The 20,923-nt window shown below is 70.9% G+C and carries 18 protein-coding genes; 7 read left to right on the top strand and 11 right to left on the bottom strand.

The genetic code is table 11. The features are described 5' to 3' along the window. On the top strand, nucleotides 1-564 hold the full coding sequence (locus ACFV1J_RS25665; protein WP_385861704.1) for a glycoside hydrolase family 25 protein: 564 nt from the start codon (nucleotides 1-3) through the stop codon (nucleotides 562-564). Here the strand turns inward: ACFV1J_RS25665 and ACFV1J_RS25660 are convergent. Next, nucleotides 557-2,128, bottom strand: coding sequence for an esterase/lipase family protein (locus tag ACFV1J_RS25660; RefSeq protein ID WP_385861703.1), 1,572 nt, complete (start codon nucleotides 2,126-2,128; stop codon nucleotides 557-559). The two genes, ACFV1J_RS25665 and ACFV1J_RS25660, sit on opposite strands and share 8 nt — an antisense overlap. Before the next feature lie 204 nt (nucleotides 2,129-2,332). Continuing rightward, on the bottom strand, nucleotides 2,333-3,145 hold the full coding sequence (locus ACFV1J_RS25655) for a LysR family transcriptional regulator substrate-binding protein (RefSeq protein WP_385861701.1): 813 nt from the start codon (nucleotides 3,143-3,145) through the stop codon (nucleotides 2,333-2,335). 59 nt (nucleotides 3,146-3,204) lie between these two features. Here ACFV1J_RS25655 and ACFV1J_RS25650 point away from each other — a divergent pair, with 59 nt between their 5' ends. Continuing rightward, nucleotides 3,205-3,594 carry a DUF5997 family protein gene (locus ACFV1J_RS25650; RefSeq protein WP_385861699.1) on the top strand — a complete coding sequence of 130 codons (390 nt, stop codon included), beginning with the start codon at nucleotides 3,205-3,207 and terminating at the stop codon, nucleotides 3,592-3,594. Nucleotides 3,595-3,829: 235 nt separating this feature from the next. Here the strand turns inward: ACFV1J_RS25650 and ACFV1J_RS25645 are convergent, their stop codons facing one another. Together ACFV1J_RS25645 and ACFV1J_RS25640 are read right to left on the bottom strand one after the other, a co-directional pair. Beyond that, nucleotides 3,830-4,756, bottom strand: a complete 927-nt coding sequence (locus ACFV1J_RS25645; protein WP_385861697.1) for an SMP-30/gluconolactonase/LRE family protein — start codon at nucleotides 4,754-4,756, stop codon at nucleotides 3,830-3,832. A 272-nt stretch (nucleotides 4,757-5,028) separates the two neighbouring features. Then, complete coding sequence (locus tag ACFV1J_RS25640; protein ID WP_385861696.1) at nucleotides 5,029-5,436, bottom strand: DUF3224 domain-containing protein; 408 nt, start codon at nucleotides 5,434-5,436, stop codon at nucleotides 5,029-5,031. Between the two features lie 124 nt (nucleotides 5,437-5,560). On the opposite strand from ACFV1J_RS25640, the gene ACFV1J_RS25635 reads away from it, so the two are divergent. From ACFV1J_RS25635 to eccCb, 5 genes are all read left to right on the top strand, one after another. Beyond that, a complete protein-coding gene (locus ACFV1J_RS25635; RefSeq protein ID WP_385861694.1) occupies nucleotides 5,561-6,532 on the top strand; it encodes a helix-turn-helix transcriptional regulator in 972 nt (323 codons plus the stop codon). Between the two features lie 413 nt (nucleotides 6,533-6,945). Beyond that, the gene (locus ACFV1J_RS25630) at nucleotides 6,946-7,635 is read left to right on the top strand and encodes an LPXTG cell wall anchor domain-containing protein (protein WP_385861692.1); all 690 of its coding nucleotides are present in this window, start codon (nucleotides 6,946-6,948) and stop codon (nucleotides 7,633-7,635) included. Between the two features lie 167 nt (nucleotides 7,636-7,802). Beyond that, nucleotides 7,803-8,072 (top strand): hypothetical protein, encoded by a 270-nt coding sequence (locus ACFV1J_RS25625; RefSeq protein WP_385861690.1) that lies wholly within the window; start codon nucleotides 7,803-7,805, stop codon nucleotides 8,070-8,072. Between the two features lie 27 nt (nucleotides 8,073-8,099). Beyond that, on the top strand, nucleotides 8,100-8,591 hold the full coding sequence (locus ACFV1J_RS25620; RefSeq protein ID WP_385861689.1) for a hypothetical protein: 492 nt from the start codon (nucleotides 8,100-8,102) through the stop codon (nucleotides 8,589-8,591). Between the two features lie 51 nt (nucleotides 8,592-8,642). Beyond that, the gene (gene eccCb, locus ACFV1J_RS25615) at nucleotides 8,643-12,992 is read left to right on the top strand and encodes a type VII secretion protein EccCb (protein ID WP_385861687.1); all 4,350 of its coding nucleotides are present in this window, start codon (nucleotides 8,643-8,645) and stop codon (nucleotides 12,990-12,992) included. 70 nt (nucleotides 12,993-13,062) lie between these two features. Here eccCb and ACFV1J_RS25610 read toward each other — a convergent pair whose 3' ends face one another. The 7 genes from ACFV1J_RS25610 to ACFV1J_RS25580 form a co-directional block, all read right to left on the bottom strand. Next, nucleotides 13,063-13,782: a hypothetical protein gene (locus ACFV1J_RS25610; RefSeq protein ID WP_385861685.1), complete on the bottom strand. Its 720-nt coding sequence runs from the start codon at nucleotides 13,780-13,782 to the stop codon at nucleotides 13,063-13,065. Further along, nucleotides 13,779-14,942 carry an FAD-dependent monooxygenase gene (locus ACFV1J_RS25605; RefSeq protein WP_385861683.1) on the bottom strand — a complete coding sequence of 388 codons (1,164 nt, stop codon included), beginning with the start codon at nucleotides 14,940-14,942 and terminating at the stop codon, nucleotides 13,779-13,781. The genes ACFV1J_RS25610 and ACFV1J_RS25605 overlap by 4 nt, the downstream gene beginning before the upstream one ends. Continuing rightward, nucleotides 14,939-16,957 carry a LodA/GoxA family CTQ-dependent oxidase gene (locus ACFV1J_RS25600; protein WP_385861681.1) on the bottom strand — a complete coding sequence of 673 codons (2,019 nt, stop codon included), beginning with the start codon at nucleotides 16,955-16,957 and terminating at the stop codon, nucleotides 14,939-14,941. Before ACFV1J_RS25600 ends, ACFV1J_RS25605 begins: the two co-directional genes overlap by 4 nt. A gap of 202 nt (nucleotides 16,958-17,159) precedes the next feature. Continuing rightward, the gene (locus ACFV1J_RS25595) at nucleotides 17,160-18,716 is read right to left on the bottom strand and encodes a GMC family oxidoreductase (protein WP_385861679.1); all 1,557 of its coding nucleotides are present in this window, start codon (nucleotides 18,714-18,716) and stop codon (nucleotides 17,160-17,162) included. Nucleotides 18,717-18,848: 132 nt separating this feature from the next. Continuing rightward, nucleotides 18,849-19,670, bottom strand: a complete 822-nt coding sequence (locus ACFV1J_RS25590) for a VOC family protein (RefSeq protein WP_385861678.1) — start codon at nucleotides 19,668-19,670, stop codon at nucleotides 18,849-18,851. A gap of 85 nt (nucleotides 19,671-19,755) precedes the next feature. Further along, nucleotides 19,756-20,376 carry an L-threonylcarbamoyladenylate synthase gene (locus ACFV1J_RS25585; protein WP_385861676.1) on the bottom strand — a complete coding sequence of 207 codons (621 nt, stop codon included), beginning with the start codon at nucleotides 20,374-20,376 and terminating at the stop codon, nucleotides 19,756-19,758. 92 nt (nucleotides 20,377-20,468) lie between these two features. Further along, nucleotides 20,469-20,923 (bottom strand): ATP/GTP-binding protein (locus tag ACFV1J_RS25580; protein ID WP_385861675.1); only part of this gene is annotated, 455 nt, incomplete at its 5' end.

Raw genomic sequence — 20,923 nt, 5'->3', positions numbered from 1 at the left:
ATGACCATCAAAGGAATCGATGTCTCGGCATTCCAGCCGGAGAACTACCGGACCGCCGGCTCCGACTTCGTGTTCATCAAGATCACCGAAGGGACCAGCTTCACCAACAAGAAATGGGTCGCGCAGCGCAAGACCGCCCGTGATGCGGGGCTGGTGACCGGGTTCTACCATTTCGGACGCCCCGGCTCCGTCTCGGCCCAGGTCGATTTCTTCCTCTCCAAAATCAACCTCGCGCCGGGAGACATCCTGGTCCTCGACTGGGAGGATCCGCGCACGTCGAGCGCCTGGAAGGACAGCTGGCTCAAGGAGGCCCGACAGCGCGCCGCCGGCCACAAGGTGATCCTTTACTGCAACCTGGATTTCTGGCTGCACCGCGACAAGTCCGCGTTCGCCGGTGACGGGCTGTGGATCGCGCAGTACAACGGAAAGCCCGGTAAACCCGATATCCAGCACCCGTGGGTCTTCCACCAATTCACCGATCACCCCATCGACACGAACCTGGGGAACTTCCACGACAAGGCAGCGCTGAAGCAGTGGTCCTCGTCCCTCGTCGAGCTCAGCTGACGCGGCTGACGGTGAGCCGGAGACGGGACTCGGCGCCCAGAAGAGGACGGGCCAGCTCGGGCAACGGGATGTCGGTGTGCAGTTGTCCGTCCTCGGCGGTCAGGGGGCACGGGTCCGGCTTGATCGGATCGACGCGGTCGACCTCGCCCGCGACCTCCGAATTCCACGCGGCCCAGGCCTGCAGTCCCGCATCCGGCGCCTGATCGGGGTGGCCGACGTCCATGATCAGCGTGTCCTCCCAGTCGGCGACCTGCTCCAGGTGGTCCTCCCAGAAGAACCGGCCGTTCCTTTCGACGAGGTGGAACACCCGCAGCACCAAGGTGTAGCGCGAGCGGTTCGGCGATCGGTTGTCGCTGCGTGCGCGGGCGCGCTCCGGGTCGAGGAGGAACGCGGTGGCCAGCGGGACCGGGGCGGCCTGTCCGTCCGCATCCCGGTGCTGGGCGGCTTCCTGATTCAGTTGAACCGGGCAGTAGTGCGCCGCGCTCTGTTCGTGCAGCACCACCGGCAGGCCGCGGATCGACAGCCGTACCTCCGCCTGCCGGACCGTCTCCGATTCGCCGGGGTGCCGGCGCAGGGCGAGGCCGCACAGGTCGACCCGTACCTGGTACTTCCCGAAGAGGAATCGGCGCAGATTCTGGTACCCCTCTTCGGAGTTGACCAGTCCGTAGCGCCCCGAGTGGGAGCGGTGGACGTACGCCCGATGTGCCTGGTGCACATACGCATTGTCGATGTGCACCAGGCCGTCGCTCCGCGGGCCGACCGCCTTCTCGACCAGCCCGTAATCGGCGGCGTTGGTGCCGACGAGACAGAACACCCGCCGCACGTCGAAAGCGGATTCCGGGACGTCCTGCGGGCTCCAGCCTGCCGGGGGTTCATCGCCGTCGGACGCCCCGGGCGTGAGATAGCGGTACATCCGGTCCGGGGCGAAGATTTCCGACCCGGCCGGCCCGAACGTCTCCATCGCCCAGTCGACCAGTCCCCCGCCGACGTCGAAGGAAATACCGCCGTGCGGAGTGCCGTAGGTGAAGAATTTGTCCACCAGATCGGCGCCGGGAACGCGCGGCGTGCCCGAGCTCGGATCGGCGGTGTGGGACACCTTCTGGATCATGCAGCGGGCCACCAGGCCCCCCATGGAATGGGCGATCAGGTGCACCTTGGCGGCGCCGGTCTTCCGGCGGACGAGTAGCACGAAGTCGTACAGCCGCTCCGCCGCCCTTTCCAGATCGAATTCCTCCGGAGTCGCCGTCACGGAGGTGCCGAAGGTGGAAGCGGCGTAATCGTAGAAACGGAACACCCAGACGGACTCGGCCGGGACGGTGCCGTCGTCCTGCGCTTCGAGATACGCATGCTGATCGCCGCGCACCAGGAGCTCGTAGTCCTCGTCGATCATCAGCCGCAGCAGCGGCCCCTCGAACTGGTAGAAGCACGGTGCACCGTCCCCGTCCACGCGGATGTGGGTGGCACCGCTGTTGAGGCCGTAGAACGGGTCGTCGACCTGCTTGTCCACCCCACTGGGCGGACCGGCGTACCCACGCAGATAGATGAGGGGCGATCGCTCCGCCATGGGAGAACACCTTCCCGGGCACATTCCTACCGAGGCGCACGTCCTGGGGAGGCACCTGGCCTCCTGCTCCGGCCGGCCCGCGGTGAACCGCTGACCAGGCCAGCTTCCGGGCCGAGCGCGGCACGCGCCAGCCCGGCGGGGCCAGCCGGGTCGTACGGGCCCCAGCGGCCGCGTACGGGGAGGTGCGGGGAGGTGCGGGGCTCCCTAGGAGCGACGGCGCGGTTTGCCGCTCCTGGCGCTTCTGCCGCTCTTGCCGCCTTGGGGGCCGCCGGTGCCACGGCGCCGACCGGTGCCGGCCGACTTGCCGCCCGTCTTCCCGGCCGACGCACCGGCCGCGGGCTTGCGCCGGGTGCCGCCCGATTCGGCGCGCCTGTCCTTCGGCGACTGTTCGGGGGCGGCCGCCGGGCGCCGGCCGCGGGTGCTGTTGACCGTGCGCCCGCGCACGATCCCGATGAAGTCCTCCACCATGTCGGTGGTGGCGTCCTGCGGCCATGACAGGGCGATCTGCGACGTGGGGGTGTCCGACACCGGCCGGTAGGTGAGGTCCTTGCGGTGGTGCAGGCGGGCGAGGGACTGCGGGACGACGAGGAGCCCCACCCCTGCCGCCACCAGCTCGATGGCGTCCGCCGTAGTGGCGGGCCGCTCGTACGCGGGCAGGCCTGGCGGACGCTCCCAGTCAAGGGTGTCGTCGAGGGGGTGCAACAGGATCTCGTCGGCGAGGTCCTCCGGGCCGACCTCGTCGACCGCCGCCACGAGGTGGTCCTTGGGGACCACGACCACCGTCGTCTCGGTGTAGAGGGGGATCGCGGCCAGGTCCGTCCGGTCGACCGGCAGACGCACGAAACCCGCGTCGGCCTCGCCGCTGCGCAGCACGTCGAAGGCGTCGGTGGCGGGCACCTGGACGAGGGTGAGGGGAATGTCGGGCAGCCGCTCGTTCCAGATCCGCACCCACTTCGTGGGGGTCACTCCCGGGACGTAGGCGAGCCGGAACGAAGGGGATGCTTCCGAGCCTGTCACGCCGCCAGGGTAACCGGTCGTGGTCGGCGGTAGCGCATACGCTCGATATCCTTGGCGGCATGACGTCGCACCAAACCACCCAGACCATGAAGCCCGCCACCGCGGCGAAGAAGCTGGGTGTGTACCTCGAGGCCACCCCCGCCGAGTTCCAGGAGGGCGTCGTCTCGCGCGCCGAGCTGAACGCCCTGCAGGCCGATCCGCCCGAGTGGCTGCGGGAGCTGCGGCGCAACGGCCCGCACCCCCGGCCGGTGGTCGCCGCGAAGCTGGGCATCTCGATCTCGGGTCTCGCCCGTGGCGGCATCACCGAGGCGCTCACCACGGAGCAGATCGAGGCGCTGAAGCAGGAGGGCCCCGAGTGGCTGGAGCGGGAGCGCGCCACCCAGGCCGAGGTCCGCAAGGAAGCGCAGCGCCTCAAGGAGAAGCGCCTCAAGGAGGAGAAGTCGGCCTGAGGCCTGCCCGTAGCTTCTGACCTGCGCTTTCGCGGGGTCGCCCGAGCTATCTGTCCGCACCCGGTCCGCAGGATGCCCCGCACGGCGTCCGTGACGGAGCGGGTGCGGTTCTGCGTTCCTGCCTTCCCGCGTTCCTGTCTTCCTGCGTTCCTGCCTCCCTGCGCTCCTGCGTTCCTTCGGCGTCGTTCGCGACGGCGGTGGGCCGGCCGATGGCCGCCTCGGCGACCGGGTCCGGTCAGCCGACCCGCACCGTGACGATGCGGCCGGAGGCCTCGACGACGAACAGTTCGCGGTGTGGATCGTGCGCACCGAAGCCCACGGGCACCCGGACGCTGGTGGGCATCCGCAGCCCGGTCACCAGGACGCAGGACCGGCCGGTGGCCGGGTCCACACGGAGGAGTTCCCCGGCGCGGAACGACGCGACGACCAGGTCGCCCCGGAACGCCGTGAGGTCGTCGAGGAGCTTGGCGTCAAAGGGGTGGGGGCTGAGCTCGGTGACCGTGGTGTGGCGGGCCGGGTCCTTCAGGGGGATGCGGACGATCGGCGACGCGGAACTGGTCAGGACGGACGCGTACAGCTGGTCGCCGACGATCTCCAGGCCGTTGGTGCCGAAGACGGAGGCGGCCCGCGTCCACCGCACGTCCTCGGTGCCGTCCGGGCGGAACTTCAGGACACCGGTGGTCAGCTCACGGCTGACGTAGAGGTTGCCGGCGGCATCGATGGCCAGGCCGTTGATGCCGGACAGCCCGTCCACGACCTTCTCGGGCCTCGGGTGGGCGGCGGCCGGGTCGAAGCGCAGGATGCCGCTGCCCAGGCCCGTGGTCAGGGGGTTCACGCCGTAGTTGACGTACATGAGGCCGTCCGGTCCGCGCCGGATGCCGCCGGGGCCGTTGACCGGGAGGGTGATCTTGAGCGTGCCGTCGGGGGCATAGCCCTCGACCCGGTGTCCGGTGACGTGGGAGACCCAGAGGGTGCCGTGCCCGTCGAAGGCCAGGTTCTCCCGCCAGTCCACAAGCGGGATGCCGCCCGGCCGGAACACCTCGACATGCGTCCGCGCGCCGCACGGCCGCACGGTCGTGGCTCCGGCCGCGGGCCGCCCGGATGCCGCCGCCACCGGCGGTTGCGCACCGCCGAGCAGCAGCGCGGACAACAGCACCGTCACCGCAGCCGCCGCACTCCCCCGACGCACCATCCGCACTGCCTCCCGCTCGCCACTCGTCCCTTGTCGCTTGTTGCTCGTGTCGCTTGTTGCTCGTGTCGCTTGTTGTTCGTGTCGCTTGTCGCGCTTTGTGCTTTGTGCTTGGTGCTTGGTGCTTGGTGCAAGTCTGTTGGGTGCGTGGGGAGTTGGGGAGGAGGTTTCCGGCTCATCGTGATGTCCGGTAACCAGCGGTGCGGTGGCCCGGCCTGGCCCGGACCGGCCCCGGCGGCCCTCGGTCAGCTCAGGTCGTAGCGGAAGGTGTACGCGACGGAGGGCGCGCCCGGCTTGGCGGTGTAGGTGCCGGTTCCGCTCAGTCCGGTCAACTCGCCGGTGGCCGCGCCCGGTACGACCTCGAAGGTGCAGTGCACGGTCCCGTCGGGCTCGAACGAACCGCGCTCCTCGACCACGAAGGTGCCCTCACGCCCGTCGAGCCGGCCGGCCAGGACCTGCATGCCGGTGAAGGTGCCGGTCTTCTCCGTGAGGTAGACGATGGTGTACTCACAGGCGGTGTCGGCGGCCTCGATGCCGCCGGAGAAGGCGTTGATGACGGAGGCGTGCGCGAGCTTCGGGGTCGTCTCGCTCCGGCCGACCGTGCGCTCCTCCCAGTTGGCGAAGGTGAAGTGGCCGGTGGTCTGCGTGGGCATGGTGGTCCTCTCGGTCTGCTCGGTCCGCCGCGCGACGGTTCGTTCGCGCGGTGGGTGACCAGCATCGGACCCGTACCTGACACCTTCTGTCAGGTACGGCGGAGCACCACGGAAGAATGCCCCCATGCGCGCCGACCGGCTTCTCTCCCTGCTGTTGCTGCTCCAGAACCGCGGGCGGATGACCGCTCCCGCGCTCGCCGCGGAGCTGGAGGTGTCGGTCCGTACGGTCTACCGGGACGTCGAGGCGCTGATCGCCTCGGGGGTTCCGGTGTGCGTCGACCGCGGGCCGGCCGGCGGGTACCGCCTGATGGACGGGTACCGCACCCGGCTGACCGGGCTCACCGATGCCGAGGCGGGCGCGCTGTTCCTCGCCGGAGTCCCGGGTCCGGCGCGCGATCTGGGCCTCGGCGCGGTGCTGGCGACCGCTCAGCTGAAGCTGCAGGCCGCGCTCCCGGCCGAGGCGGCGGACAGCACCCGGCGCATCCAGGACCGGTTCCACCTGGACGCACCGGCCTGGTTCCGGGACGCCGATCCGGTGCCGCATCTGGCGCCGGTCGCCCAGGCGGTGTGGGAACAGCGCACGCTCCGTACGCACTACCGGCGTTGGGGCGGTGAGGTGCACCGGGAGCTGCACCCGCTCGGCATCGTCCTCAAGGGCGGGCTCTGGTACCTGGTGGCGCGGGCGGAAGGGACGGTACGGACGTACCGGGTGTCGCGGATCCTGGCGGCGGAACTCACCGACGAGGTCTTCGAGCGGCCGGACGGGTTCGAACTGGCCGCCTATTGGGAGGAGTCCTCCCGGCGACTGGCGGCCGCGCTCCACCAGGGCACGGCCCGGCTGCGGATCTCCCCTCGGGCGCAGCGGCTGCTGCCCATGCAGTTCGGTGCGCTCGGCACCCGGGCCCTGGAGAGCGCCGGGCCGCCCGACGGGGACGGCTGGGTCGAGGTGGAGATGGCGGTCGAGGGGGAGGCCGTCGCGGTGGGCGATCTGCTCCGGTTGGGCGCGGAGGCGGAGGTGTTGGGCCCGCCCGCGCTGCGGCAGGCGATGGCCCGGGCGGTGGCCGTACTGGCGGAGCGCTACTCCACAGCGTCCTGAGCCCAGGCACCGACCAGCAGACACCGGGCACCAGGCACCAAGACACCAGGCACCAGACGCCAACCAGCGGGCCCCGGGCCCCGGGCCCCAGGCGCCACCCAGCGGGCACCAGCACCGGGCTCCGGGCCAGCGGGCACCAGCACCGGGCTCCGGGCCCGGGGTCCGGGCGCCAGGCACCGGGGCGGGGCCGAACCCCCAACAGGCCGCCTCCCCCCGACCATTCCCCCTCGCTTCCCCGGCTCGCCCCGCCCGCCCATACCCAATCGTTATGCAGGACCAATGGGATGAGTGAGACACCGGGTGGCATATGCGGCCGGAGGCTCCTTGACGGGTTCCTGAGGTCCCCAGGAAGCTGAGCCGCCCCCCACGGCAGCCCCCCACGGAAACGTTCCCCTTCCACCGTTGGAATGCCCATGCGCCCGCTTGTTTCCGCAGGCTCGCTCACGGCCGCCGTGGCCGCGGCCCTGCTGATTGCCCCTTCCGCTTACGCCGCTGCCCCCGGCGACAACGGCACCGTGAAGATCCACGACGCCACGACCGGTGTGGACCTCCGCAAGAACGAGCCCCACGTCTGCACCTTCTACCTCGACTCCTTCGGCTTCGACGGCACCCAGAAGGTCGAGTGGCACATCGAGGCCTGGGCCCCGACCGCCCACGCCAAGGGGGAGACGGTGTCGTCCGGTTCCCTGACCCTGGACGCCGAGGGCCACGGCCGGACGCAGGACCTGTCCCTGCCCGACGGTCACTACAAGCTGTTCTGGAACTTCGCCGGCGAGCACGGCCGGGCCAAGCAGAAGGTCTTCTGGACCGACTGCAAGGACGCCGGCGGACCGGGCGGCGGCAAGCCGTCGGCGTCCGCCACCGCGGGCGGTCCGGCTGCCAAGCCGGGCGCCTCGCCGACCTCGTCGGCCCCCGCGGGCACCGCCGCGACGTCCTCGGCGGCCGCGTCCGCCGCGCCGTCGCCGGCGCGTTCCGCGCAGGCCGGCGACCTGGCCGAGACCGGTAACGGCGCGCCCGTCGGCCTGCTGTCGACCGCCGCGGCCCTGCTGGTCGCGGGCGGCGGCTACCTGGTGTTCCGCCGCCGCAAGGCACAGCAGCACTGAGGCAGCATGATGCAGCACTGCATCGTGCGGCACTGCATGATGCAGCACTGATGGAGCACTGATCTGATCTCCGTCGGTGCCTCCCCGGGCCCCTGGCCGGCGTGGTCAGGGGGAACGGCCGGCGGAGCCCGGCCGGCGTTGTCAGTGGCAGCGGTTAGCTTGTGACCATGAACGAAATGCCCGGCGACGACCGTCACTTCCCGCCCGCGCTCGCCGAAGTGGCCGAGGTCGAGTTCGACTTCGGCGACGACGACACGGGCGTCGACTTCGAGCCGTACGCCGCGTTCCCGTCCGCCCAGGAGACCACCGACTGGCTGCGCCACTGGACGGACCACACCGACGGTCGCCGATCCGCCGCCCCGTATCCCTCAACCGCCCTGACCTGCAACCGCGTTGGGTCGCTCAGGCGTCTCACACGACGCTGCCGCTGCCTCTAGAATCCGCAGCAACGGGAAGGGTGGCTCATGACGATCACGGGGGACGTCACCGTCGTCGTGCACGACGCGGACGCCGATGCGCAGGAACTGGACGAACTGACGCAGGGACTCCTGGAGGAGTTGCTGGCGCTGGATCTGCCCGACGTCGTACGCGGGCAGGAGCCCGGGGCGGTGGGTGGCAAGAGCGGGGTGTTGTCGTCGCTCACGACGCTGGTGGTGAGTGGCGGGTTCTCGGTCGCCGTGCTGCGGTCCGTGACGCTCGTGGTGCGGGACTGGATCAAGCGCAGCGGGGCCCGTAAGGCCGTGCTGGTCAGCGGGGAGCGGCGGCTGGAGATCGAAGGGGTGTCGAAGAAGACGCAGGAGGCGGTGGTGGAGGCGTGGATCCAGGCGCTGGCCGCCGATGATGCGTCCGGCGCGGCTATCGCGCCCCCGGCGACACCGTCGGCACCGTTGGAACCGTCCGCACCGTTGGAACCGTCGACACCGGCGGCTCTGGAGGGGTCGGCGGGAGCGGCCTGATGGCTCGTCGGCATGGCGTCGGCCCGGCGGCGGTGAGCGGGGGAGGTTCGGGTGGGTGAACGGCGTGCGCTGCTCATCGCCACCGAGCGCTATCTCGACGACTCGCTCCCCCAGTTGCGTTCGCCGGTGCATGACGCCCGGAAGCTGGCCGCGCTCCTGGAGGACCCGGACGTCGGGCAGTTCGACGCGGTGCAGGTGCTGGTCGACGAGTCGAAGGCGGTCATCGAGGAGGCCGTCGAGCGGCTCTTCCAGTCCCGCGGGGTCGATCTCGCCCTGGTCTATCTGTCCTGCCACGGGCTGAAGGACGGCCGGGGGCGGCTGCACTTCGCGACCGTCAAGTCCAGCCGAGAGATGGTCCGGGCCAGCTCGGTCTCGGCGGAGTTCATCAAGGAGTCGATGGAGTACAGCCGGGCCAAGCAGAAGATCGCCCTGCTGGACTGCTGTTTCTCCGGTGCGTTCGGTGCGTCCAAGGGCGTGGCGGACGCCGAGGACATCCCCCGGCAGTTCGTCGACCGCGGCAGCTATGTGATCACCGCCGCCAACTCCGTCCAGGAGGCCCTGGAGGACGAGACCCCGGGCGGCGGTGCGGCCGAGTGGAGTTCGGTCTTCACCCGCGCGGTGATCGACGGTCTCACCACGGGCCGGGCCGATCTCGACGAGGACGGCTGGGTCACGGCGCAGGAGCTGTACCAGTACGTGGCCGAGGTGGTCGCCCGTACCCACGAGCAGAAGCCCACGTTCTTCGGCAGCGACATCCAGGGCGGCAGCCGGCTGCGGCTGTCGAAGGCGGCCGCGCACGCGCACCGGCCGTTCCCGGGCCTCACGGAGACCGCGGGCCCGTCGCCCCTGACGACGCTGGACCAGTTGCTGCCGCCGCTGGTGGTGACCGAGGAGCGCGGGCTGTCGGCGGTGGACTGGCGGGACAGCGGCCGTCTGATCACCCCGGTCGGCCGGTCGCACCGCACCGAGGGCCGCCGGGTCCGCACGCACTGTGTGGACCTGTCCGGAGGCGCCGGGCACGTCGCGGTCGCCGGCGGTCCGCGCAGCGGCAAGACGCTGCTGCTGCAGACCCTGGTGACGTCGCTGGCCCTGACGCACACCCCGCACGAGGTCGAGTTCCACTGCATCGACTTCGGTGGCGGGGGCTTGCGCCGGCTGACGCATCTGCCGCACGTCCGCGGCATCGCCCACCGGCAGAACCCCGACGAGGTGCACCGCATGGTGGCGCACGCCGTGTGGCTCAACTCCCTGCGGGAGAACACCTTCGAGCGCCTGCCGTCGATCGACTCCATCGAGGCGTACCGCGGTGCGCGGGCCCGCGGCGAACTCACCGACCACCCGGTGGGGGATCTGTTCCTGGTGATCGACGGCTGGTCGGAGTTCGCGGAGAACTTCCAGGACCTCGCGGTGGCGCTGCGCGGCATCGGGGCGACGAGCCTACGGCACGGTGTGCACCTCGCGGTGACCACGCCGCACTGGTCGGCGCTGCCCAAGCCGCTGCTCGACGTGATGCTGACCCGCTTCGAGCTGGCGCTCAGCTCCCCCGACGAGTCCCTCGTCCACCCGGAGCCGGCCGCGCGGCTGACCCCGGCGACCCCCGGGGTGGCCCTGTGCACGGACCGTACCGAGAAGCGGTACGTGCATATCGCCCTGCCCCGGACGGACGGCGTCACCGCGGTGGACGATCTGGCGACGGCGGCGGCCGCGCTGGGCCGACGGGCCCGCGGCGGCTGGTCGCGGTCGGCGGCCGACGACATCGCACCGCCCGTTTCCCGCACCCAGGACCAGCTCGATTTCACGCAGCTGATGGGGATCGGGGACCCCGGGGCGTTCGACGCCGCGCGGGCGTGGCGGCCGCGCACCCCGCGGGAGCGGCTGCGGGTGCCGATCGGCATCGGGCCGGACGGGCAGCCGGCCGTGCTGGACCTCAAGGAGGCCGCGCAGGGCGGGATGGGCCCGCACGGACTGTGCGTGGGCTCGACCGGCTCCGGCAAGTCCGAGCTGCTGCGCACCCTGGTGCTGGCCCTCGCGGTCACCCACTCCTCGGAGCACCTCAACTTCATCCTGGCGGACTTCAAGGGCGGCGCCACCTTCGCCGGTATGTCGATGCTGCCGCACGTGGCGGCGGTGATCACCAATCTCGGGGACGACACCGCGCTGATCGACCGGATGCGGGACGCGATCACCGGCGAACTCCAGCGCCGCCAGGAGCTGTTGCGGGACGCGGGCAACTACGCCAACATCACCGACTACGAGAACGCCCGGGCCGCCGGCGCGAATCTGATGCCGCTGCCCTCCCTCGTCCTGGTGGTCGACGAGTTCAGCGAACTGCTCACGGCGAAGCCGGACTTCATCGAGATGTTCATCCAGATCGGCCGGATCGGCCGCTCCCTGGGCGTCCATATGCTGCTCGCCTCGCAGCGGCTGGAGGAGGGCCGGCTGCGCGGGCTGGACACCCATCTGTCGTACCGGATCGGGCTGCGGACGTTCTCCGCCGCGGAGTCACGGGCGGCGATCGGCGTACCGGACGCCTACCACCTGCCGAGCTCCCCGGGGTCCGGCATCCTCCGCCACGACGGCGACGCCATGGACCGCTTCAAGGCCGCGTACGTCTCCGGCGTCTACCGGGCTCCCGGCGGGACGTCCGAGGCTCCGGACGCGCTCGCCGACACCGTTCTGGACGTGCTGGTGCGGCGGATGGACGGCCAGGGCCCGGCGGCGCACCAGGTGTGGCTGCCGCCGCTGGACGAGTCGCCGACGGTCGACCAGCTGCTGCCGCCGCTCGTCGTGACGCCCGAACGGGGCCTGCACGCGGAGACGTTCGCCCCGGGTGCGCTCGTGGTGCCCGCGGGGTTGGTGGACAAGCCGTACGAGCAGCGGCGTGAGGTGCGCCATCTGGACTTCTCCGGTGCGGCCGGCCACGGGCTGTTCGTCGGCGGCCCCCAGTCGGGCAAGTCGACCGCGCTGCGCTCGGTGATCGCCGCGTTCGCCCTCACCCACACTCCGAGGGAAGTGCAGTTCTACTGCGTCGACTTCGGTGGCGGCGGCATGCTCGACGTCGACGGCCTGCCCCATGTCGGTACGGTCGCCTCCCGGCTGGACGCCGACAAGGTGCGCCGGACGATCTCCGAGGTCGCGGGCATCCTCGACCGCCGTGAGGAGTTCTTCCGTGCCCGGTCCCTCGACTCCATGGCCACCTACCGGAGGCGCCGGGCCGCGGGGCACTTCCCCGAGGAGGAGTGGGGCGATGTGTTCCTGGTGATCGACGGCTGGTCGTCGTTCCGGTCCGACCACGAGGCGCTGGAGGCCGCCGTCCTCGACATCGCCGGCCGTGGTCTCGGCCTGGGCGTCCACCTCCTCCTCGGCGCCAACCGGTACACCGAGGTCCGGCCCGCGCTGCGCGATCTGCTGCTCAACCGGGTGGAACTGCGCCTGGGCGATCCGATGGAGTCCGAGACCGACCGCCGGCAGGCCCAGAACGTGCCGATCGGCCGGCCCGGCCGTGGCCTCTCGCCGGACCGGGACCACTTCCTCGCCGCGCTGCCGCGGCTGGACGGCCACCCCGACCCCGACACGCTCGGGGCGGCCCTGTCGGAGCTGGTGAGCGCGGTGCGCACGCACTGGAACGGGCCGGCCGCGCCGCAGGTCCGCATGCTGCCGGCGCTGCTCGCGGTCGACTCGTTGCCGAAGCCGGGCGACGCCCCGTCCACCGGTGTCCCGTTCGCCCTCGACGAGGCGACGCTCGCCCCGGTGCACCTCGACTTCGAGACCGATCCGCTGCTGGTCGTCTACGGCGAGAGCGAATCGGGCAAGTCGTCGCTGCTGCGGCTGCTGGCCCGGCAGATCGCCGAGCGCCACACACCGGAGCGGGCACTGCTCGTCGTCGCCGACTACCGCCGGTCCCTCCTGGGGGACGTCCCGGACAGTCATATCTCCCACTACTGCGGGGTGGCCCCGCAGTTGAAGGAGGTGATCACCGGCCTCGCCGGTTCGCTGAGCCGCCGGATGCCCGGTCCGGACGTCACCCCCGAGCAGTTGCGCAACCGCAGCTGGTACGACCTGCCGGACGCGTATGTGCTCGTCGACGACTACGACCTGGTGGCGACCAGCAGCGGCAATCCGCTGCAGCCCTTGTTGGAGTATCTGCCGTTCGCCCGCGATCTGGGGCTGCGGCTGATCCTGGCCCGCAGTTCCTCGGGCGCCGGCCGGGCGTCGTTCGAGCCGGTGATGCAGCGCACCCTCGAACTGGGCGCGCAGGGACTGCTGTTGTCCGGCGACCCGGGTGAGGGGCATCTGGTCGGCAGCCACCGCGCGCGCCCGCTCCCGCCGGGACGGGCGCTGTTCGTCAACCGCAAGCGGGAGCCACGGCTGGTCCAGACTGCCTGGTCCCCACCCGGGTGAGGCAGCGCCCGCAGCAGGGGCCTCGTGCCCGGGCCGCGAGGGGTCGCGGCCCGGGCACCTGGGGGGTCGGTCAGTTGTTGAGGCTGGTGTGGTTCCACCAGCCCTGGCGGCCCACGGTGAAGTCGACATTCGTGCCGTTGCCGTTGAGCTTGCCCTGGTACTGCTGGCCCTTCTTCAGCGGGCTCTCGATGAGCTTGTCGTGCGCGTCCTTGATCGACTCGATGACGAAGGTCGGGACCTTCTTCAGGATCGCCGGGTCGATGGCCGACGCGGGGCTGACGGTGACCGCCTCGTCCCAGTTCGGGCGGGCCGCGAGCTGGTGCGCGAGGTGGATCTCGTCGCCCTCACCGAACATCAGGTAGGTGAGGTACTCCGGGTAGGGGAGATCCCCGAGCTTGCGGAAGTAGCGGACGTCCTCCTTCTTGCACTCCACCTCGGTCTCGGTCGTCGTCATCTGCTGGAAGTCGCGGTTGCCCGCAGCGTCGACGACGACCCGCTCCAGGTGGACCTTGAAGACCTTGCCCTGCTGGAGCTCCGGGAGCTCGAAGTGGTGCGGACAGCGCAGGGAGTAGAAGACCCGCTCGTTCTCGTGCTGCGCCAGGTCCTTGAGGTACATGTTCCGCAGTTCACCGTTGTCCTTGATGGAGAAGGTGAAGACCGCCTGGTAGTTGTGGCCGGACTGCGGGTTGTACAGCGCCAGGTGGTAGAAGAACTGCTTCTTCTTGCCGAGGATCAGGAAGCGGTGGATGTGCTCGTGTCCGGCGTGGCCGGATTCGGGGGTGGTGCTCATGGTGAGGTCTCGCCTTTCGTGTGGGGGGTGTTGGGGTGGATGGGGGCCTTGAGGGACTGCTGCCGTCGGGCCCAGAAGGGGCGGTCGGGCCAGCGGGTCTCCTGGGCGTGCACGACCCGGTGGTCGTGCCGGTAGGCCCTGCGGGCCGTGGCGACCTGTGCCGCGTAACCGGCCAGTGCCGTGCGGTCGCCGCGGAGCCGGGCGTCGACCGCCCGGCCCGCGCTCAGCCCGGTGTAGAGGGCGGTGAGGATGCCCTGGGAGCTGAGCGGGTCGAAGGCGGCCGCCGCGTCACCGGCGGCCGTCCAGCCGTCGCCGTGCACCCGGTCCAGATGGGCGGTGTGCGCGGCGGCCCGGCGGGGTGGTGGGAGGTGGCCGATCCCGTGCGGACGCGCCCGGTCGGAGACGTGCCGGGTGGCCAGCAGCCGGTCCCGGAACCGTTCCGCGCCGCGCCCGCCGGCGACCGGCAGGTCGGGGTCGGTGAAGTAGGCGACCAGCCGGTGCCGGGAGGGCAGCAGGGCGGTGTACCACCAGCCGTCCTGGTCGGACTCGACCAGTGAGCGGCCGTCGGCGGTGTGCTGCGGGGCCGGGTCCAGGGTCAGGTGGAGGGCGGTCAGCCGGTCTCCGGTCCGCCGCCGGGCGCCGGCGCGGACGGCGATCGCCGCGCCCCGCCCGGTGGCGTCCACCACCCAGCGGCAGCGGACGGTACGTTCCTCGTCCCCGCGGGCGCGGTCGCGCAGGGCGAGCCGCCAGGTGCCGTCCGGTTGCCGTGCGGGGCGCCGTACGGTGGTGCGTTCGGCGAGGTCGGTGCCGGCCGCGCGGGCGGCGGCGCGCAGCCGTCGGTCGAACAGCGCACGGTCGAGGTGCCAGCCGTGCCCGTACGGGTCATGGAGGGAGTCCACGCCGTGCAGTTCGGCCGAGCCCCAGGCGGACAGGTTGCCGTGACAGGGCAGATGGCCGGTGCCCAGGACGGACCGCTCGATGCCGAGGTCGGCGAGGAGCAGTCGCGCCACGGAGACCAGCGCCTCACCGGCCTTGGGGGGTCCGGTGCCGGCGTCGGCCAGCAGGACCGTGCGCCCGGCCCGTACGAGGGCGAGCGCGGCGGCGCAGCCTGCCGGACCGCCGCCCGCCACCACCACGTCGTAGGCGGGCGCGGGGCTCACGGGGAGCCGTGCAGGGGGTCGAGCTTCTCCAGGTATCCGGCGGCGATCGCCGTCTCGTCGTAGCCGGTGGCCTCCTTGACCTCCTGGACCGCCTGGCGCACGAGGTCCGCCTCGACGGACTCGGCCGGGATGCTGCCGCTCCAGGCGTCGGCCGCGGCGGCCAGTTGGGGCACTCCCGCCTCGGGCACCTGGATGTTGATGAGGTTGGCGTGGTCGGGGACGTGCTGATATCCGGGCTTGGACTCCACCTGCATGAACCGCGGGAACTTCCCGTCGCCGACCTTGTATTCCTGGGTCCGGACGACGCCGAACAGGTACCAATCGTCGATCATCTGGCGGCGCTGGAGGTTGAAGTCGGTGCCCGTCAGACCGCGCAGCCACACCGCCCGGTTCTCGAAGGCCTTCTCCCTGACGCTGTCGTCGCTGCCGGCCGGCTTGGTGTTGACGGTGTCGAAGTCGTCCTGTTTGAGCACGTGGTTGGGCACCTGGGCGGGCCAGAACGTCGGCACGTACGGGCTGTAGCGGGGGCCGAGCCCGGCACGTACTTCATAGCCGGAGCGGCAGCTCGCCGCGTCGCACTGCCAGGGGGCGGCCATCCAGCGGGTGAGGTCGCCGGGCCCCTGCGCGTACAGCGGGCCGTTCTTGCCGAGGGCGTCCGCGATGCTGAGCACATCGCCGTAGTCGCGTTCCGGGTTCTCCGGCGTGCGGTGCAGGATGCGGAACGGCTCGGAGTACATGGTCTTGTGCCGCACCGGCCAGGTGACCTCGCAGCCGGGATGGAAGGCGTCGGCGGCGCAGTGCTCCAGCGCGCCCTGGTCCAGCAGACGCGGCTGCTCGGCGGCCGGCGCCTGGTCGACGTCGGGGTAGCCGGTGCGGGGCGGGCCGGAGGTGAAGTGGCCCTCGGCCCACAGCGCCAGCATCCGGTCCTGGGTGGGAGAGAGGGTGATGTGCTGTCGGATGGAGTTGGGCTTGCTGGCCATGGCGTCGCCGTAGATCCACGGCCAGGGGACGGGGGAGATGCCGTCCCGGGCGTAGTCGCGCATCTGGACGTAGATCTGACGGCGGAGTTCGCGGCTGGTCTCGCCCGGGTCGGCGAGCCGTTTGCGCAGGACCGGGTCGCGGAAGTCGTGCGGTCCCTGCCAGCCGAACTGGGTGGCGAAGCCGTGGTTGACCCACTGCAGATCGCAGAACCGGCCCAGCAGCGGTTCGATGTGGTCCGGGTAGGACACCTGCTGCACGGTGGGCATCGTCTGCTCGGTGACGAACACGTCGTAGAGCAGGTCGTAGAGGGTGCGGACGGTCTTCACGCCGGGGGCGTAGTGCGGCGGCGCGACCACGACCCAGCTGGGGGTCGCGGCTTTCGTCGCGCCGTTGATCGTGACCTCCGCCGTCACGGGGCCGTCGGAGACGTCGTCGTACCAGGTGTCGTTGTTGGTGACGCCGGTGATCGGTTTCTCCGGGGTGGCCCAGGACGCCGACCGGCCGACGCCGCCGACGACCAGGAGGCGGCCGTCCTGCTGGGTGGAGATCGACCCCAGGGAGACCGGCTTGTCCATGATCTTGCCGTCGAAGGTGGCGGTCTCGTGCGCGGCGGCGCGGATTTCCTTGCGGCCGGGGTCGATGACGAGTTTCTTCCGGTCCGCGTCCTTGACGTCGAAATTGCGACGCTGCCGCTGGGCGTCCGGCAGGGCGGTGGCTTCGGGGATGTCGAGCGGAATGTGGAACTGGTACCAGGCGGCCTTCTTGTTGGCGAGGTGTACGGACCATTTGATGTCCGTCACGCCGTCCTGGCCCTGCTTCAGTTCCTTGACGACCTCCCCCTTCTCGTTGTAGCCGTAGATCCGGAATCGGGCGGCCTGCCGGATGATCTTGCCCGAGCCGTCCTTGTACGATTCGAGGGGCAGGGCCGGCTGATCCGGTGATTCCGGGCCGATGAAGGGCTGCTGGTCACTGTTGCCCACCCGGGCTATGCCGATGGCAGGGTGAATCTTTATTTGGACGATCTCATTGTCCATGGAAGAGCCTTCCTATGGGTGGGGCCACAAATGCCCACCGGTGACTCAACCGTAGGAACACATCAGTTCGGAGCGCGCCCGCAAGGCGTCACAATGAGTGCAGGAGTTCACCTCATCGGCCGCCTCGGAGCCGATTTCGCCCGCCGTCACTTCACGGCACGTGACGGCGGGCGGTCCGGCGACGGGGCTTTGTCGGGCCGGATCAGGCGGGCGCCGGAAGGTCCCGGATCAGGTCCGCCGCCTTTTCGGCGATCATGATGGTGGGGGCGTTGGTGTTGCCCCGTACGACGGTGGGCATCACGGACGCGTCCACCACCCGCAGTCCGGACACCCCGTGCACCCTCAGGCGCGGGTCGACGACGGTACCGATGGCGCAGCTGCCCGCCGGGTGGTACAGGGTGTGCAGTTCGCGCCGGACGAAGTCCAGCAGGCCCTGGTCCGTCAGGGATGCCGGGTGGCGGAATTCGGCCCTGCGGTGCTTGCGCAGGCTGGGCCGGTCGGTGAGGTCCAGCAGCAGCCTGACCGCCCGGACCATGGTGGCCCGGTCCTCCTCGGTGACCAGGTAGTTGTGCAGGATGCGCGGCTGGGCGCTGGGGATCGCGGAACGCAGCGAGACCTTGCCCCGGCCGGTGGGGGTGAGCAGGGCGGCACCCACCATGAAGGCATGGTCGGTGACCGCGCCGAGGCCCTCCTCGTGGAACATCACCGGGGTGGCGTGCACCTGGATGTCGGGTGCTTCGAGGCCGTCGAGGGTGCGGTGGAAGCCGCCGGCCTCGCCGACGTTGGAGGTGAGCGGACCGGTCCCGTTGTCCTCCAACTCCCTTACGTTGTCCGGGGTTTCGGCGGACAGCAGGGACGGGGTGTCGGTCAGGAAGATGAGGCCGACGTGCGGGTGGTCCTGGAGGTTCTCCCCCACCGGGAGGTCGACCCGGACGCCGATGCCGTGGGCCGCCAGTTCGGCGGCCGGCCCGATCCCGGACAGCATCAGCAGCTGCGGGGAGTTGTACGCGCCCGCGCAGAGCACCACTTCGCGTTCCGCCCGCCGCCGCAGCAGCTCGCCGCCGCGGTCCAGCTCGACGCCGGTCGCGCGGTCACCGTCGAACAGCACGCGGGTGCACTGGGCTCCGGTGAGCACGTCGAGGTTCGGCCGGGTCAGGGCGGGCCGGAGGTAGCCGACGGCGGTGCTGCAGCGCAGGCCGTCGCGCTGGGTGAGGTGGTAGTGGCCGACGCCGTCCTGTTCGGGGCCGTTGAAGTCGGGGTTGAGGGGGTGGCCGGCCTCCTGGGCGGCGGCCACGTAGGCGGCCATCAGGGGGTGGCGGGAGCGGCCCTCGCTGACCGTGAGCGGCCCGCCGGTGCCGTGCCAGGGCGAGGGCGGCCCCTGGAAGTCCTCGGCGCGCAGGAAGTACGGGAGGACGTCGTCCCAGCCCCATTGCTCCGCGCCGGCGGCGGCCCAGGCGTCGTAGTCGCGCCGGTTGCCCCGGATGTAGACCATGGCGTTCATGGACGAGGAACCGCCGAGCATGCGGCCCCTGGGGAGGACCCGGCGGCGGCCGTCCAGTCCGGGTTCGCAGTCGCTGAGGTAGCGCCAGTCGTACTTCGTCTGGAACAGCTTGGCCAGCGCGGCCGGTACGTGGATCTCCCGGGCGTCGTCCGGCGGCCCGGCCTCGACGAGCAGGACGCGGACGTCCTCGTCCTCGCTGAGCCGGGCTGCCAGTACGCACCCCGCCGACCCGGCACCCACGATGATGTAGTCGTACACCGTCCCGTCCCCTCCCCAACGCGGTGGTGGAGCCCCCACCCAAGCCGCATCGGCCGGTCCTCCACACCGGGAAACCGGCCATATCCGGCGGGGTGTCCGTCTTCGGGGGTGTCCGTCTCCGGGGGGTGTCCGCTAGGCGTCGCTCATCCGCGGCATCTCGCCGGCCTTCGTGGTGGTGTCGATGACGGCGAAGGCCGCGCCCTGGGGGTCGGTGAGGGCGGCGAAGCGGCCGAAGGGGGTGTCCATGGGGCCGAAGTGCAGCCGGCCGCCGAGCCTCTTCGCCGTGGCGACCGCGTCGTCGCAGTTCGGGACGGCGAAATAGACCTGGATGTAGGAGGGGATCTCGGCCGGGAATTCGTCACCCATTTTCATCCGGCCGAGTACCGGATTTCCGGAACCACCGAGGCTGAAGACCTTGAAGTCCATGCCCTGGGCCTCGGGGTCGTCACCGGGTTCGATCTTCCTCGCGGAATACGGGAACACCGCCGTCAGGAAGGCGTCGGCCTTTTCCGGGGCGCGGGTGAACACCTCGGCCCAGCAGTACGCACCGGGTTCGGCGACCTTCTCGAATCCGTGGTGTTCGCCGGCCTGCCAGACGCCGAAGACGGCACCGCTGGGCTCCTTGGCGAGCACCATCGAGCCGAATGAGCCGACCTGCATCGGCTCCATGAGGAGGGTGCCGCCGGCGCCCTTGATCTTCTCTGCGGTGTGCGCCACGTCAGGGGCCGCGAAATACAGGCACCAGGCGGACGGCACGTCGTCGCCACCGGGCATCGGCGGGACCACGGCCGCGACCGCCTTGCCGTCGGAATACGCCTGGGTGTAATTGCCGAACTCGCTGGCCGCCTCGCCGAAGGTCCAGCCGAGGACCTCGCCGTAGAAGCTCTTGGCGCCTTCGACGTCCTTGCACATGGCGTCCGCCCAGCAGGGGGCGCCTTCGGGGAAATCACTCATGGTGTGCCTCACTCCTTCCGACTTTCACGCTAGGCGCGCGGGGGGAGGTCCGCGCGCCGAACGGAGTGCGGCGCCCGCCGGGTGGTTACTCGAACCGTGTGGTGTCGCCCGCGCCGCGGCGTACGATCTCGGGTTCGCCGCCGGAGAAGTCGATGACCGTGGTCGGTTCGGTGCCGCAGTCGCCGGAGTCGACCACGGCGTCCACCACGTGGTCGAGGCGTTCCTTGATCTCCCAGCCCTGCGTCATCGGCTCCTCCTCGTCGGGCAGCAGCAGGGTGCTGGAGAGCAGGGGTTCGCCGAGTTCGGCGAGCAGCGACTGGGCGACGACGTGGTCGGGGATCCGGACCCCGACGGTCTTCTTCTTCGGGTGCTGCAGCTGCCGCGGGACCTCCCGGGTCGCCGGGAGGATGAAGGTGTAACTCCCGGGCGTCGCGGCCTTGATGGCGCGGAAGACGTCATTGTCGACGTGCACGAACTGCCCGAGCTGGGCGAAGTTCTGGCACAGCAGGGTGAAGTGGTGGCGCTCGTCGAGGTTGCGGATCGACCGGATCCGGCTCATGCCGTCCCGACTGCCCAGCTGGCATCCCAGCGCGTAGCAGGAGTCCGTCGGATAGGCGACGAGAGCGCCGGAGCGGATGCTGTCCGCGATGGTGGTGAGGGTGCGTCGCTGGGGGTTTTCGGGATGGACATCGAAGTACTTCGCCATCCGCCGAGTCTAGGTGATCGGCGACGTGCCGCCGGGGTGGCCGGGCGATGCCGGGGCGGCCGGGTCACGGCCGGCCGCCCCGCGCCGTGGTGTCAGACCGACCGGGCCGGTTCCGCTTCGGCGATGAGCACGTCCAGCAGTGACAGCAGGGCGCCGCGGACGTCCTCGTGGGAGCGGGCGTCGAGCATGAGGAGCGGCGTGGCCGGATCCTTCAGGTGCAGGGCCGCCCGGATCTGCTCGGCGCTGTACGGCTGCTCGCCGTGGAAGCAGTTGGCGCCCACGACGAACGGCAGTCCGCGGTTCTCGAAGAAGTCGACGGCCGGGAAGCTGCGGTCCAGCCGCCGGGTGTCGACCAGGACGATCGCCCCGAGCGCGCCCGCCAGCAGGTCGTCCCACATGAACCAGAAGCGTTCCTGGCCCGGGGTACCGAAGAGGTAGAGCACCACTCCGGCGTCGCTGAGGGTGATCCGGCCGAAGTCCATCGCCACGGTGGTCGCCGATTTGTCCTCGATGCCGTGGAGGTCGTCGACGCCGACGCCCGCGGCGG

The sequence above is a fragment of the Streptomyces sp. NPDC059649 genome (assembly GCF_042734445.1).
Lineage (GTDB): Bacteria > Actinomycetota > Actinomycetes > Streptomycetales > Streptomycetaceae > Streptomyces.
This window is presented reverse-complemented; position numbering and strand designations above follow the sequence as displayed.